General features: G+C 27.7%; 13 protein-coding genes. 1 reads left to right on the forward strand and 12 read right to left on the reverse strand.

The window, feature by feature from the left end:
- Positions 1-48: 48 nt before the first annotated feature.
- The 8 genes from SSYRP_RS04525 to SSYRP_RS04560 all read right to left on the reverse strand — a co-directional run bounded on the left by SSYRP_RS04525 (position 49) and on the right by SSYRP_RS04560 (position 11,794).
- On the reverse strand, positions 49-1,128 hold the full coding sequence (locus SSYRP_RS04525; protein ID WP_016341119.1) for a lipoprotein: 1,080 nt from the start codon (positions 1,126-1,128) through the stop codon (positions 49-51).
- 437 nt (positions 1,129-1,565) lie between these two features.
- The gene (locus tag SSYRP_RS04530; protein ID WP_016341120.1) at positions 1,566-2,126 is read right to left on the reverse strand and encodes a lipoprotein; all 561 of its coding nucleotides are present in this window, start codon (positions 2,124-2,126) and stop codon (positions 1,566-1,568) included.
- Between the two features lie 545 nt (positions 2,127-2,671).
- Positions 2,672-5,401 (reverse strand): magnesium-translocating P-type ATPase, encoded by a 2,730-nt coding sequence (gene mgtA / locus SSYRP_RS04535; RefSeq protein WP_051090651.1) that lies wholly within the window; start codon positions 5,399-5,401, stop codon positions 2,672-2,674.
- A gap of 190 nt (positions 5,402-5,591) precedes the next feature.
- Positions 5,592-6,869: a hypothetical protein gene (locus tag SSYRP_RS04540; RefSeq protein WP_016341123.1), complete on the reverse strand. Its 1,278-nt coding sequence runs from the start codon at positions 6,867-6,869 to the stop codon at positions 5,592-5,594.
- Positions 6,857-8,068, reverse strand: coding sequence for a hypothetical protein (locus SSYRP_RS04545; RefSeq protein WP_016341124.1), 1,212 nt, complete (start codon positions 8,066-8,068; stop codon positions 6,857-6,859). Before SSYRP_RS04545 ends, SSYRP_RS04540 begins: the two co-directional genes overlap by 13 nt.
- Positions 8,069-8,088: 20 nt before the next feature.
- On the reverse strand, positions 8,089-10,284 hold the full coding sequence (locus SSYRP_RS04550) for a DUF4091 domain-containing protein (protein WP_016341125.1): 2,196 nt from the start codon (positions 10,282-10,284) through the stop codon (positions 8,089-8,091).
- Between the two features lie 18 nt (positions 10,285-10,302).
- Positions 10,303-11,445 (reverse strand): hypothetical protein, encoded by a 1,143-nt coding sequence (locus tag SSYRP_RS04555; protein ID WP_016341126.1) that lies wholly within the window; start codon positions 11,443-11,445, stop codon positions 10,303-10,305.
- A 52-nt stretch (positions 11,446-11,497) separates the two neighbouring features.
- Complete coding sequence (locus SSYRP_RS04560; protein WP_016341127.1) at positions 11,498-11,794, reverse strand: PTS sugar transporter subunit IIB; 297 nt, start codon at positions 11,792-11,794, stop codon at positions 11,498-11,500.
- Positions 11,795-11,966: 172 nt separating this feature from the next.
- On the opposite strand from SSYRP_RS04560, the gene SSYRP_RS04565 reads away from it, so the two are divergent.
- Complete coding sequence (locus SSYRP_RS04565) at positions 11,967-12,299, forward strand: hypothetical protein (RefSeq protein ID WP_016341128.1); 333 nt, start codon at positions 11,967-11,969, stop codon at positions 12,297-12,299.
- Positions 12,300-12,353: 54 nt separating this feature from the next.
- Here SSYRP_RS04565 and tyrS read toward each other — a convergent pair whose 3' ends face one another.
- The 4 genes from tyrS to SSYRP_RS04585 form a co-directional block, all read right to left on the reverse strand.
- Positions 12,354-13,595 carry a tyrosine--tRNA ligase gene (gene tyrS / locus SSYRP_RS04570; RefSeq protein ID WP_016341129.1) on the reverse strand — a complete coding sequence of 414 codons (1,242 nt, stop codon included), beginning with the start codon at positions 13,593-13,595 and terminating at the stop codon, positions 12,354-12,356.
- A gap of 51 nt (positions 13,596-13,646) precedes the next feature.
- A complete protein-coding gene (locus SSYRP_RS04575; protein WP_016341130.1) occupies positions 13,647-14,153 on the reverse strand; it encodes a hypothetical protein in 507 nt (168 codons plus the stop codon).
- Between the two features lie 2 nt (positions 14,154-14,155).
- A complete protein-coding gene (locus tag SSYRP_RS04580; protein ID WP_016341131.1) occupies positions 14,156-14,512 on the reverse strand; it encodes a hypothetical protein in 357 nt (118 codons plus the stop codon).
- Between the two features lie 80 nt (positions 14,513-14,592).
- Positions 14,593-15,693: a hypothetical protein gene (locus tag SSYRP_RS04585; RefSeq protein WP_016341132.1), complete on the reverse strand. Its 1,101-nt coding sequence runs from the start codon at positions 15,691-15,693 to the stop codon at positions 14,593-14,595.
- Between the last annotated feature and the right edge of the window lie 11 nt (positions 15,694-15,704).

Here is a 15,704-nt window from a genome sequence, read left to right on the forward strand (position 1 = left end):
AATTAAATTTAAATATTAAAGTTGATTATTTTATTAAGACTTGATTATTTAGTCTTCATAAATGACTCCAAAAGCTATTTTTTCATCAATAGTTGAGTTTGCTGATATTCCTTGATATTTTAATCTAGTTTTAACATTTAAAATTAATATTCCATTATCATAATATTGTGATCCGTATACATATTTTAACTCACTATTATTTTTAAGATCAGTCGCTAAAATAGCCTTGTCTAAACTTATTTCAAATTGAACATCATCAAAAACAGTTGGCATAAACATTTTTATATCAAGAATAGAATTATTTTTTAAAAATTTATTCATAATATTGGATTTAATAATATTTAATTTATCATAAAAAATATTATTATCATTGTAAATTTGCTCTACTAAATCGTGATTAGGAAAATTATCTTTTTCAAAACCGATACGCATTGCAAAATCTGGCATAAATAAAAATTTGCGATAACTACCATTATTTGAAATTATAGCACTACTATGGTTTAAAATTTCTGTTAAATAATTTAGTCTTCTTTGATTATCAGAAATAAAATTATCATTTTTAAATAAAATTTGATTTTGTAATTTTGAACCTAAAATCTTATATTGACCAAATAATGAACCATTATAATATGATAATACCCCACTTGTAACTGGAGGTTGCACAGGATTTGCTGCTTGAATTTCAGATAATGCTATATTCTGCAATTGATTCAAATTATACGCAACATCATAAATAATATTTGCAGCTTCCCCATTTTTAATAGTTTCTCTTAAATCTGAAATTTTATTTTCAAAGGAAATAGTTGCAGATAAACTAAAATCAGGATAAACGTCCAATAAAGTTGGAATATCTTTAATTAATTGTTTCATTACTAAGTCAGTAATTAATTTATTAAAAAATGTTCATTTATAATCTAAATTTGAGTTAATAAAATATTCAATATTTTCCTCTGATTGATCATAATCTATAATTCAATCATCATCAAATACTATTTGATGTTGTAAAGACTTTTTAATTTTGTCATGAATAGTTTCTTGACTAACTGGCTTTGCTCCACAACCAATAACTGGCGTAACACTTGTTCCAACTAATGAAACAACCCCTAACAATGATAATAACTTTTTCATTAATGTAATATTTCCTTTCTTTATATTTAAATTTTTTTATTATTCTTACAAAACAATAATTTCTTAATATTTAATTAATATTAAGATCTAAAATTAATTTTTATTTTAATACATCTTGATACTTTGATACTCTTGGTAATTTTTATTACTAAATTTATATATTATTTTAAAATTCAATAATAACTCCTAGCATAAATTTCATGATGACATAAAATATGTCTTTTTTATCTTAACATATTTTAGATAATAAAATATTTAATTTTATATATTTTTACTTAAAAAAAATAATTATTTTGAAAAAATTTACCAAAAATTAATGCAAGAAAAAATTGATATAAAGTGAAAACTTTAAAGTATTACTTAGTATCATATAAACTAAATAATTATTATAGCTTAAATAAAAAAATAGTTTTAAAACTATTTTTTACTAAGATATTTTATGCTTTTTTAGATTTAACAATTTCGGCATATATATAATAACCTGCTCAATAAAATGTAACATTTTGTTCTGTCTTATCTTTTATTGTAAAACTTGAACTAGTATATTGAATAGTTTTAAATATATAATTTAAATTTGTAGTTGGATCATGAATTGTTTTTCCAACTTGGTCTCTAATTTCGGCAAAGTCATCTTTAGTTTCAAAATCATTTTTAGAAAAAATGTCATTTTTATCTAAAGAAAAATATGGACTATCTTCTTGACTATTTTTATTACCTAAAATACTAATACCTTCAATAGCATTACTAGAACTTGTATTTGCTGCATTCACAGCATAATTTGTAGCTTCTATCATACTATATTTCTTATTAGTTTTTGTGTTTATAAACTGAACACTTTCTGATTCATTAACATACATTAAATCTAATGCTGCACTATTTAATTTATCAACTGCTGCTTGAACAGCTGGGTCACTTTTATTGTTATTACATGCTACTAGAGTTGTTGATACTGAAGCTGTTAAACTAACCGCTCCTAAAATTGCTAAAATTTTTTTCATCTTTTTTAAACTCTCTTTCTAATGTTACAAACAAAAAGCCAAAATAATTAAATTTTAAACTAAATTTATTCTTTGGCACAATGATCTTGGTAAAATTTTGAAATTATGTTTAGTAACTATTTTTTATGGATGTTCCATAAATTAAATATAACAAAATGGAAAAAAATAACAATAGTTTGGACGATATTTATAAAAAATTTATAATTAATCTAAACTTTGTAAAAATAAAATTATTGTATTAACAATAAATCGTGCTAAGATAAAAATAAATAGCAACAAAATTTTAATTCAACAAATTTTACTAATTAATAACAATTTGGCGTGGGTTGGGTGGGTATACTTAGTAACATATTACCTTTTAATTTTTCATTACAATTGGAGGAATATCACGATGGAACATTGTAAAGATCATGATCATGATCAACATGCAAAAATCATGGAAAAACTAACTGCGATTGAAACAAAGTTAGATAATTTTATTAAAAATCATAAATAAATTTTAATAATTAGATAAAAAAGTTTACCAATCATAGTAAACTTTTTTATTATAACCACCGTTTAAACAATTTGATATACAACATCTTGATACTTTGACTCATAATACAATAACCGAGAATCAAAGCAGTAAAGAAGGCAAAATAAATTGCAGGTAGCTTAACTAAACTTAAATTAATTGCCAATGGAGTAAATGGTAACGTGATTCCAATTGTAATAACAGAGAACGTTGCCAATAATAATTGTCATGACGCCATTGATTGGAAGAATGGAACTTTTCTTGTTCGATACATTTGAACAATTAAAGTTTGTGTTACTAATCCTTCCACAAATCATCCTGTTTGGAATAACATTACTTGGTCGGAGCTAATACTACTTGGATTACTTAAAACACCAAAGTAGTAACCCATTAAGACAAAGGTTAGAATGTCAAAGATTGAGGAGACTGGTCCGTTAATAAAGACAAACGGTAAAATATCTTTTGTTGTTCACCGCTGTGGGGTCTTTAAAAATTCCTGGTCAACCTTATCAAAAGCGACCGCTAATTGTGACATATCATATAATAAGTTTTGGAATAATAGTTGAATCGGGGCCATTGGTTGAAATGGTAATCAAGCCGAAGCCACTAAAATACTTAAAACATTTCCAAAGTTTGAAGCAATTGTAATTTTAATATATTTTAGAATATTTCCAAAAATTTTGCGCCCTTGAATAATTCCCTTTTCCAATACTAGCAATGATTTTTCTAACAAAATAATATCTGAAGCTTCCTTCGCAATATCGGTTGCATTATCAACAGAAATTGAAACATCACTTTGTCGTAAAACGGGAGCATCATTAATTCCATCCCCCATGAACCCAACAGTATGACCGTTTTGTTTTAAAGCTGTAATAATTTTTGCTTTTTGTAACGGATTTAATTTAACAAAGATATTATTTTTTTCAACAACTTCTCGTAATTCAAACTCACTTAATTTTTCAATGTAATCCCCGCTAACTAACCCTTTAACATGCAAATTAACTCGATCACAAATTGCTCTTGTTACTTGCTCATTATCGCCGGTTAAGATTTTTAAATCCACCCCATTTTTATGTAACAACTGAACCATTTTTGCTGCGGAAGGTTTTGGTTTATCTAAAAAAGAAGCAAAGCCCATAAAAATTAAATTGCTTTCATCACCAGTTGAATAATAACTATCATCATTATGCCCAGCACTATAAGCTAAACCTAACACCCTTAAACCTTGGGCGTTTAATTTATCAGCACTACTTTCAATCATTCGTAAATGATCATCAGTTAGTGGTTGCACTTTCCCTTGGTAGAAAATTTGCGTACAGTTTTTAACAACTTCCTCAATTGCCCCTTTACAAATTAAAGTATGGTCGCCATCCTCATCGGAAACAACGACTGTTAATTTTCGCCGATTAAAATCAAACGGAATCTCATCAATTTTCGTATAATGTTCTTTTAATAAACTAATATGATTTTTTTCAACATATTGAATAATTGCTTTGTCCAATGGATTCTTTAACCCTGTTTGAAAGTAACTGTTTAAAAATAAGTAACTTAATAATTGTTTATCTTTTTTATTATCTAATAAATGATAATCAATTAATTCAATATTATCATTTGTTAATGTTCCTGTTTTATCAGTACATAAAATATCAATTGCTCCTAAGTTTTGAATTGATTCTAGTTTTTTAACAACAACTTTTGCCTTACTCATTTGACTAGCACCCCGGGCCAAGTTTGATGTTACAATCATTGGTAACATTTCTGGTGTTAAACCAACGGCAACAGTAATCGCAAATAATAAAGCTGAAATTCAATCATTTTTTGTTACCCCATTAATAACAAAAACAATTGGTACCATTACTAACATAAAACATAATAGTAATCATGTTGTTCGTTTGATCCCTTTGTTAAAACTAGTTGGGGGTTGTTTTTCCGAAATTGTTTTCGAAATAGTTGCATAATAAGTATCTTTCCCTACCCCAACAACAATACCAATCGCACTACCAGAAATAACACTAGTACCAGTGTAACAAATATTTTGTAGTTCTAATAAACTTGGTTTATTTGGATTATAATTAGCATGCTTTTCAACTGGCATTGATTCTCCTGTTAAACTAGCTTGGTTAATAAATAAATCATTACTTCATAGAATTCGTACATCAGCTGGAACAAGGTCCCCACTAGATAAATAAATTAAGTCGCCTCGAACTAATTCATGAATTTCTAATTCCTTCGCTTCACGAATTAATGTTGTATTATTTTTAACAGAAACTTCATTCACTTTTTCATCATCTTCTAACCGAATTACAGTAATTTTACTACTTACTAATTCTGTCAGTTTTTTTGTCACTAAGAAACTACGAATATCTTGAATATATGAAATTGTTGAACTAATAATAATCATCGCAAAAATAATCCCAGTGGCAATTAATTCAAACTTGTCTCCGGCCATTAAGAAATAACTAAGCAAATTATAAGTAGCAATTGCCGCTAAAACAATATTAAAAGGATTTAATAAAACCTTTAATAACCGTAATAATCAATGAAATTTAATTTTTTCTTGTGAATTATCCCCAAACTTGTTTCCAACTTCTTTTGCATCTTCATAATTTAATCCAAATTTGGCAATTTCAAAATGCTCTAATATTTCTGATTGTGAAAACTGAGAAACTGCTTTAATTTCTTCTGTTTTAACAAATCCAAGATCTTTTTGATGATTTTTTGTTTTTCCTTTAAATTTGAATTTCATAACTTTTTTATCCATTCGAAAGTCTTCTCTCTATTTATCAAATAACAACCAAGTAAAAATAATCACTTTTATTAAACTTTTTTTATTTTAACGAAAAAACCTAGGGAAAGCAAGAATTTAGTATATTAAAAAGAAAATCCTTCAGTAAAGGTTAATTAAGTTTTCGAAATTAAAAAACCGCTTTCTTAATAGCGGTTAAGTAATCTTATCTTTCTAAAGGTTTAAAGAGGTTTTTAATTACTAATGTTGGGAGCGAAATATTAAATTTACGATATAGTTTTATTGTCCCTTTTTCTCAATGATAATTTCAGATAGTTAAAGCCAAGGTAATAATATTAACAATTAATAAACTCAAAATAATTAATCCCATTCCTAAAATATAATCCTCATTTATTCAAAATAATAGTTTAGCAACAATTACTGGTGCTGGTAAAGTTGGCGTAATATTTTTTGCATTTAAGTAATCTACTAATAAAAAGATACTTGTGAAAAAGTAAAGCAATAAACTTAAGGACACAATTCAACCAATAATTTGACCAATAATAAAACTTGTCATTACAATATTTTTTGTCCGTAAATTTACAATTAAATTAAAACTTAGCGCAATAATTTCAATAACTGCAAAAATAATTAAAAAAATCGTTAAAACAAAAACTAAATTTTTCGTTTTTAAAAGATAGTTTTTACCATCATAAGAATAAAAAATTCATTCCTTTGGGAAAAAATGGACTATCCCCGAAACAAAAATATAAGTTATCATTAAAGTTGCAACTAATTTAAGAAGAAACAATCCAAAATTAATTCACTTTTGAAAGAAAACTTGTCAGTATAAAGTCCCAAAAGCACTACTGTTTGCAAAAATAGTAGCTGCAATTTTTGTTGTATATTTTTGTTTATTTAAAATTTTTCAATTGTTATTAAAATTTTCATTGTCATTAATTTTAGGTTTTAAATCATAGTAAGTAATTAGCCCTGCTGTTAATTTATTTTTTGAACGATACTGTAAATTAATTTCATTAACTTCAAAAAGAGTTGTTGTCGCAAAAGTCGTTACTTTAATTGCTTCTTGATTGACAGGAAAAATTGTAAACATTGTTGATAAAGTAGTTGGGGTTAAAAATAAAATAATTTTTTTATCAAAAAAGAAAATTGCACAAATAGCTCATAATAATGAAATAAAGCTGGCAGTCAAAAAAATCGTATAAAAAACCAGTCGCCCAGGATAATTTCAATTCGGAAAATAGTTATGAACAAAAGTTAAGTTCGCCGAAATTAAGATTAAAATCAAATCAGTTAAGGCAAATAAAAATGCTAATCCTAATCCACCATTTACTAAATAAAATAATTTTGTTATTAAAACTTTTTGATGACTTTTTTTCTTTGTTCAATAATAATACTGATAACTAACTAAAAAAATCACACTAAAAATTCCTAATAAAATATTTAAAATAAGATAATACTTTAATACTCCTAATTCTGTCATAATTTTTCCTCACTATTGATTTTAAAAGTAACATGGGTTCCAGCTGAACCACTTTGATTATCTATTTTTAAATAACTTTGGTTACTACTTTTGATTCAGGCATATACATATGGTAATTCGCCATATTTTTCGTCTGATTTTCATAGATTTTTTAATAATGTTGTTGGTGGTCAAAAATCTGTTCCTTCAGGTTTATAACCTTTCTTTAAAATAACATTTAAATCAGATCCCTGAATAAAATGTGAATTATGGACATGTCCTGATCATTCTGCTAAATATTGTGCAACATCATTAACAACATCCCCAACTGTTGTTGTCTCATCATAGACTTTATTTGGCAATGGCTTTCAATCAATGTTTCTTCAATCATTTGTATTATAATCTGTCGAAGAAATCGTCACATTTCACACAGCTAAAATTTCTTGTTTAACATTAAAATTAAAACCAACACCAGCTAAATAGGGCTGATAAAAACTATCTGTTACGCTTTGATCAAATTGCAAACGTGAATGTTCTTCATCAAACTTTAAAAAATTACTTGTATCTTTGCCCATTGGTCGAATGATATTAAAAACTTCTTGGGGCAAAAGGTTATTATTATTTCATAAACCTTTTTTTTCAAAAATACTCTTGAGAGCCCCCATCCCTTCTTCTGTTTGTCCTCAACTATTAAAGGACTTAATAAACCCATCTAACAATTCTGCTTGTGATAACTTTGTTGGATGGTTAGAAAAATGAGCACTACTATCTTCAAAAAATGATAATTCACTAAAATCAACATCACAATTAACGGTAATTCATTTTTCATTTTGATAATGTCCCAATTCACTGGGAACAATATGAATTGTAAAATATGTGATCGGAAAAAAAGAACCAACAGTAGCAAAATCAATTAATGTATTTTTATTAGTTGTTTCTTCGCCACCATAATAAATTTCAATATTTATTTTGAAAAAATCAAGGCTCGGGATTTTCTGCATTAAAATTTTATTAACCGTACTCTGCAAACTATCAAATTTTCCCAATTGGCTACTTAACATCTCATTAATTGTTCAAGGATAATTAGTAAAGAGACTTTCTGAAATTGTCGCTAAATCAAAATCTTCAGCTTTTACAATTGAAGTTTGACAACTCATAACACTTGTAAATGATGTTACAGATAATGATAAACTTAGCATACTTAATAATAATTTTTTCATTGTTACTGTCCCTTTCTCTTTTAGAATGAATTAAGATAATAGATTAATTCATAGACCTGTTCACCAATTGTTTTATGATACTGTAAACCTGGTTGTTCAAAAATAATGTCACTCAATTGATATTTGTTAGGATATCATTTATATTTATTATCCCTTGTTGTTGAACTAGCAAACCCGATGCCATTTAAAGCACGGTTTAAATTAAATTGTTCTTCCGGATATAATTTCATTAAAGTTTTTAGCTTATGAATTGCTTGAACTCCTTCAACATAACTTTTAAAACGAGTACTATAACGCGGTCCATTAATATCACCAACATAAACTAAATTATCATCTCCCGATTCAAATTTTCCGGCCATTTCCCGTAAAGCATAATAATCTTTATCATATAAATCATAAGACCAGCGAACATAACCATTAGCTCCAACCTTAAAGGCCATTAAAGGACCTCAAACCTGTTCACTATTATCAGACTGTAAATAAGCGGCTGGAAAATTATTTCATGAAGTATATAACATTGTTGTATGTCCTAAACTTTGACGACGAATAATATTACTACGCAATTTATAAATGTTTAAGTTATCAAATTGTTCAACTACTTCCCGATACTGTAAGATAATTTCATCATATTGATTTAAAAAGATATTTTGAATATCATCTTCATTAAAAGGGTCATAATGAAAGCGTCATCCAGCAAAAACACTTGAATCAATTAAACCATATTGATCATTTTTTTTAACATTATCCATTGTTGCTTTAACAGCTTCATGTGATATTTCATCAAATGATTCTGCTAAATGAATTTGTTCTCCACTTGGGGTTTTAAATTCTGGTAAATCTCTAATTTTGTTTCAATGATCAGATAAAGCCTTAATAAATTTACTATGTAAAAAATCTAAGTACGCATCAAAATTTTTTCCTGGTCTTCCATCATTGCTACGAATTAATTCCACTGGGAAAGTTGTTTGTACTCCTTGTTTTGCATCATCGCCTTTTAAATAAAAGAAAGTAAAAGTCCCTGGGGCCATTGCCGAAAATAAAAATTCGGTAAAGCCTAATTGGGCAACAACTCGTAAATACTCATCAAATGCATTAAAATCAAATGTTCATTCTCAATCTTGATCTTTTAAAACCTTATTTAAATCTTCCTTACTAATATAATCATCATATTTTTCATCACTTCAACCACTTTTTTTCAATTTCCCTGTTCATTGAATTAACTGGTGGTTTCAACCAGGACCATATAAATAAAAATTATTACTTGCTCGTAAAGCTTTTAAATGGGCTAATAAATATGGTCGTTTTTCTGCCCGCAAATAATATGGCATATTATTTGGAATCGGACCAATTGTTGGCGCATCATCTTTTTCATCTACTGGCAAAATATCTTCATCACTTTGGTCTAAATTAATATATGACATTGGGTTTGAAGGAAATGATGTCGCACTAAATCCAAAGCGTTCATTCATTGGGGAGCTACTATCATCGGTATCTAAAAGATAATTTTTTACATTCACTTCAAAAGGACGATTAATAACTTGGGGAGTATCATTATAAGAAAATTTTAATGTTAATTTCATTTTATGAATTCCTGTTGATGCTTTTTGATTAACAAAAAGACTGATTCAAACTGGTTGAACATTAAAATCCATTTTTGCTAACGTTTTTTCTCCAAAAGCATCAGGAATATATTGTGACCCTGGATAAATTGTATGATTTTGTGCAGCCGTTTTCGGAAAAGATTTAATATAAGTTAAGAAAACTGGGTCAGCAGTAATACCCTTTTCATCATCAACACTTTCAACTGATAAGCTTAAATCTTGATAATTATTTAATTCTTGTTTATTTAGCAAAATTAGTTGAATGTTTGTATGTTCATTTTTTCAAGCTGTTAAGGTTGGATTATCATTTGAACAACGAAATAAATTATCGCGATTGCCATAAAAAACAGGGCTATTATTTTCATTAAGATTGTAGGCACTATAATTAAATTTTGCATCCCCATAAAACGTATGAAAAAAATTATTATCATCAACTGCAATATTATTTTCACTACAACCATATTGAAAATTATATTTATCAACATATTCTGATGATGAATTATTATTTCCACTAGCCCCATACCTTGTACAACTAATAACAGTCATGACAAAAGGGGGAACTATTATTCCAACTAATAAAAACTGAATTCAATTTCGTAAACTTAGTAGTTTCATGTTTTTCCTCCTTACAGCTTAAACGTTAAATCCGATATGTAACCCTGGGGCAGTGTCTAAAATAAACGATGTGTCTAATGAATCATAAAATTCAATTCAAACTCAATGATATTTTTCCTTGTTACTATTTGTATATGTGTATAAACTACCAATTTTGGTATTTAAATCTAATAAATTTGGATCAGAATAACCATTTTTACGAAAACGAATTTGATACGTTTTTCTGTCAACTGGGCGATCATATGTTTTTTCTAATATATCATTGGCATAAATTTCAATTGCTGGTAATATATCTTGTAATTTTGTTTCCAAAGTATTATTACCAGGAATTTGGGCATACTCATATTTTTTAAAGTCACTACTTTTAACCTCAACAGTAGCACCTGTTGAAATCATGATTTCTGGTTGATTAAACTTTCACATTGAAGCTAATAGTTTTTCGGGGACATATTCAAACATATCTCATTTTACTTTAATCTGGTTATCTTTTTCTGGTTCAAACTGGTCACTAATTTCTAAATATTTTTCTAAGTTAGAATTTAATTTAATCTGCCCTTTTTGTAATTCCATTCCGGCACTTGTATCTAACCCCATGTCTTTTAATTGGTGGTTAAAGCCATCTAATACTAAATTATTGCCCACTAAGCTATTTCAACTTGTTATAAGATTATTAAGATTATTCAGCGGTTTATTATTATTTAATTTAATAATTTGTTCTTCTGGGAATGCTCAGGCTGGGCGGTAATCACGCTCTAAAAAAGTATGCCCATAGAAACTACTCTCTTTTGTTGCAAAAATCCCAACCGTAAATCAAAAAATTAAATCCGTATTAAAAAAGTCATTAAAATCAATTTTTTGGGCCTTATAAAAATTATTATCATCAACATGGCCGTAGTAGACTTCAATTTTTCATGAATTAATTTCTTTCATTGGGAATGTTTTACTTAAATTATTAATAACAGTACTACGAATTGATGGCATTAACCCATCATCATATCCCCTTAAACTATTTAAAGCTCAATTATTTTTTTCAAAAAGAAACTGTTCCGTAATTATCTTCGCAATATCTTTTGATTCATGTCATAAAAAAAAGGTTCCTAAAAATGAAAAAATAATTACTATTGGAAACGTTAATGATACTATTGTAACTATCTTTTTCAAAAGGAACCTCCATTTCTCGTAAACATACTACGAAATAACTCTATAAATAATTTTATAGGTTTTTAATAAAATTAATAATACCCTCAGCATTATTATTTACATATAAATCTGATGGTAAGATTTCAATTTTTACATTTGGTTGATTACTAAAAATTGTTGTAACCTTATCTTTTAAATAACCAATTTGTGGTGCTAATAAAACAACATCATAATTTTCCGAAGTTAATTCGTTAATATTAACAGCCAAAAACTTAATATCATTTTGATTAGTTGTTAAAAATTCATTCATATTAGTAACAATCATTTTAGTACTAATTCCGGCCGAACATACTAAACAAATACTTTTCATCTTTGTTATCCCCCTACTTTAATTTTAAAGTTCACCAAATTATTTTACTAATTATTTAAAATAATTACAAGATAATTTATTATTTAAAAACAGCGTTAAAACCCTTAAGTTTTATTGCTTAAAATGGTATAATTAATATGTATTTTAAGGATAACATAGAGGAGTGAAAAGAATGCTGCCAACAAAAATTCAAACTTTTATTGAAAACCATAAACATAAACCGCTGTCAGAATATATTAAAGAAAATCCAAAATTTATTTTAGAATTTATTAATACGCTAAATTGGGAAGAAAAATTTGAATTATTAAATGATTTTATTGATCCAAGTAGTGAGATTGATAATGCTATCCAAACAATCCACAAATCAATTTCACTTTTTTTAGAAAAAGAAATTAAAGAACGTATTGTACAAAATATTTCAAAAGATGACTATTTATTTCATAAAGCAGTTGTTGAAGCATATGAAAAAAACTTATCGCAAAATGATGATAAAAGTAAAAACTAACTAACAAATTAAAAAAGTTATGGTAATTGGCCATAACTTTTTTAATTTGTTCAATTATTTTTGATATATTAAATGATATTTCTTTTTCCCACGACGAACAATTAAATAATTGTCATATAATAAATCTACCATGCTAACTTGATAATTTTCATCTTGCACAATTTCACCATTTAATAAAATTGCTCTTTGGGCTAAAAATTCGCGCCCTTCTCGTTTTGAGCTAACAATATTTGCCTTAACTAATAAGTCAAGGATTGGCAAATCAAATGTTTCAGTTTGGTATTGTTCTAAACTCTGTTTTAAACTTTCCACAGCTGTTGCTGATAAAGCTTTAACATTACCAGTAAATAATGCTTCACTAACTGCTAATGCTTGTTCAAGACCACTTTCTTGGTGAACAAATAAAGTAATCGCTTGTGCTAACTGTTTTTGAGCAAAACGACTAGCTGGATTTTGAGCATGTTGTTCTTCAATTGCTTTAATTTCTGGTTCTGTTAAAAAGGTTAAATAACGTAATAACTTCCCTGTTTCTTTATCTTCTTGATTAAAAAAGAATTGATAAAACTCATAAGGAGAGGTTTTTGTTTTATTTAATCAAACAGCCCCTGATTCAGTTTTTCCAAATTTAGTACCATCACTTTTTGTTAGCAAATTCATTGTTAAACCACATGCTAAATTATTTTCCCCAACTTTTTTGTGAATGTAATCTGTTCCTGAAGTAATATTTCCTCATTGATCACTACCTCCAGTTTGAACAACACAATCATAATTTACATATAATTGATAAAAGTCGTAGGCCTGTAATAACGTATATGAAAATTCCGTAAATGATAAACCAGTTTCTAAACGCGAACTAATATTTTCTTTATTCAATAAATAACTAATATTAAAGTCTTTTCCAACATCACGTAAAAAATCAATCAAAGTAATTTTGCCTAATCAATCAGCATTATTAACAATTTTAACATCAGGAATTAATGTCTTCATTTGGGACGTAATTTCCTCAACATTTTGATTAACTGTTTTATCATCTAACAATGTTCGTTCCGCTTTTTTACCACTGGGATCACCAATCATTCCTGTTCCCCCACCAATAATCGCAATCGGCTGAAAACCAAATTGTTCAAAACGTTTTAATAATAAAATTTGAATTAAATGTCCAACATGTAATGAATCACCAGTTGGATCAAATCCACAATAAACTCCTTTTTTTAGTTCTTGGGCTTTTAAAATTTTTTCCGGATTAGTTAACTGTTTTAATAATCCCCGTCATTCTAATTCCTTAATAATACTCATCTGTTATTTCTCCTATTACTCTTATTAATTAAAAAACTCTAATCTTAGAGTTTATTCTTGTTCGATTTTTTTTACTTTTTTAATTTGGGTTGTTTTCCCTTCTTCAATAATTCGCTCAGAAATTGAAGCAGAAGTTTTTTTCAAATCTTCGGTTACTTTAACCCCTTCATCAATAACACTAACAGTAATTTTTGCTAAATCTTTTGCAACTGCTCGGACATTTGGTGATTTGGCGGCAGCTTTAATTAGTCTTACTGCTCCGGCATCAACTTTTTTCAGAGCTTTATAAGCCATTTCTTTTGTTGTTGATGATTCTAAAATATCAACCGCTCCGCGAACATTTTTAATTTTTAATTCAATGTCAGCGGCTACTTCATCTGATTCAATTCCTTGCGATTTTTCTCAAACAATTTCAATTTTATTAACCATTTCTTTTAACTGCGGATTATATTTTTTAATTAAATTAACAAAGTCTTGTCGTAATTCTGATCCTTTTTTTGGGGCAATTAACATCCCAGCTACCATAATAACTGCTGTTTTAACTAACTTAAAAGCCATTTTTAACTCTTCTCATCAGAATTAGCAAATTCTTTTAATTTATCAACAAGACGATAAGCAATATCTTTATTACGAGCAATTACTTTAACTCATGCTTTCACATTTCTTTTTGTGAACGCTTCAAAAATATCAATATAGTTTGAAATTTTAACAACAGTGTCGACTGTTGAATTTAACATTTCTGATTTATATGTTAAATCCTCAACAAAATAATCAAATTTTTTCGCCGCAATTGCAACTTTACGCGCCGCAATAATTCCATAAAAACAAAAAACAATTGCTAAACACAATAAAATAATAATTAAAATTGTTTGGGAAATTAACAAATCACCTTCTGATGCTAATAAAATTAAATACATTTCTTCACCTACTGTTTATTTCTACTAGTCTATTATAACTTATTTTTATTGTTCTTTAAATAAAAACTTTCTAAATCAGTCTATCGATTTTTATTTGAATTATTGTCTTTAACTTGGCTTGCCTCTTCATGAATTCGTTCTTTACGGCTATTATTTGCTTGTTCGAAATTTTCTTCCTCTAATTTAATCATTCGTTCTAAATAGGGATTATTATTAGCATAATATTTGCTTACTTTACGACTTTCTTCATCCGGGTTTTTATCGCGTAATTTTTGTAACATTTTATGGTAATCTAATGAGCTTTGAGAAATTGTTTTTGGCCGACGTAAAAATTGATCTTGTAAATTAAGATTTTGCAAGTTTTTAATTTTTTGTAGTCGCATTGAACTGGCATGAATTGAATTACTTTCAATTTTTTTCCGGCGATCACTCAACGGCATATCTTCTGAAAAATCATCTTCCACTTGGTAGACATTATTAATCGCATCTTGAATTTGGCGATTAATTTCTTTTTGTTCTTCAATTCCCCCAAACATTGCTGTTTGTTCATAATTACTACTAAAGTTAGAACGTGGATTAGTATTACGAATTTTTTCTTTGATATTTTCCAACTCTAATGTTAACTCTGCTGTCCGTTCCCCAAAGATATTTTCCCCATTTTTACGTGGACGGAATAAAAATGATTCAGTTTTTGCTGCTTGTTCTGACAATTTATTACTACGGTAAAATTTTTGATCATTATTTTTTACCGCAGGAGTAATATTACTTTCTCGTAAATTTTCTGATAACTTTATTTTCACTAAATTATCAACTTGATCATCTAACTGTTTTGGCGACTGATTGCTTGGTTTAACAAAATTATTTTTCTTTTCATCAACTTGTTCATTAATAATTTTTTGAATTGAACTACTTGCCAAATTAATTTCTGTTTTAGCAACTTGATCATAACCAACCGCATCACGTTGATTTGGTTCTTTTGCTTTTTTACCATATAACGGCGAAATAACCTCACTTAAACCTGTAAAAAAAGTTGGTTTTTTTGGTTCTTGTGCTGGTTTTTCTTGGTGTTGCTGTTTAACTTCCCCTTCTTGGGCTTTACGGTCTGGTTGATTGGGATGGCCAAAAAAAGTCCCATCATGATTATAAAAAGATTCAACTTCTCGTTTTTTATCATTACTCATTTTAAACCCTC

This window comes from Spiroplasma syrphidicola EA-1 (assembly GCF_000400955.1).
GTDB lineage: Bacteria > Bacillota_I > Bacilli_A > Mycoplasmatales > Mycoplasmataceae > Spiroplasma > Spiroplasma syrphidicola.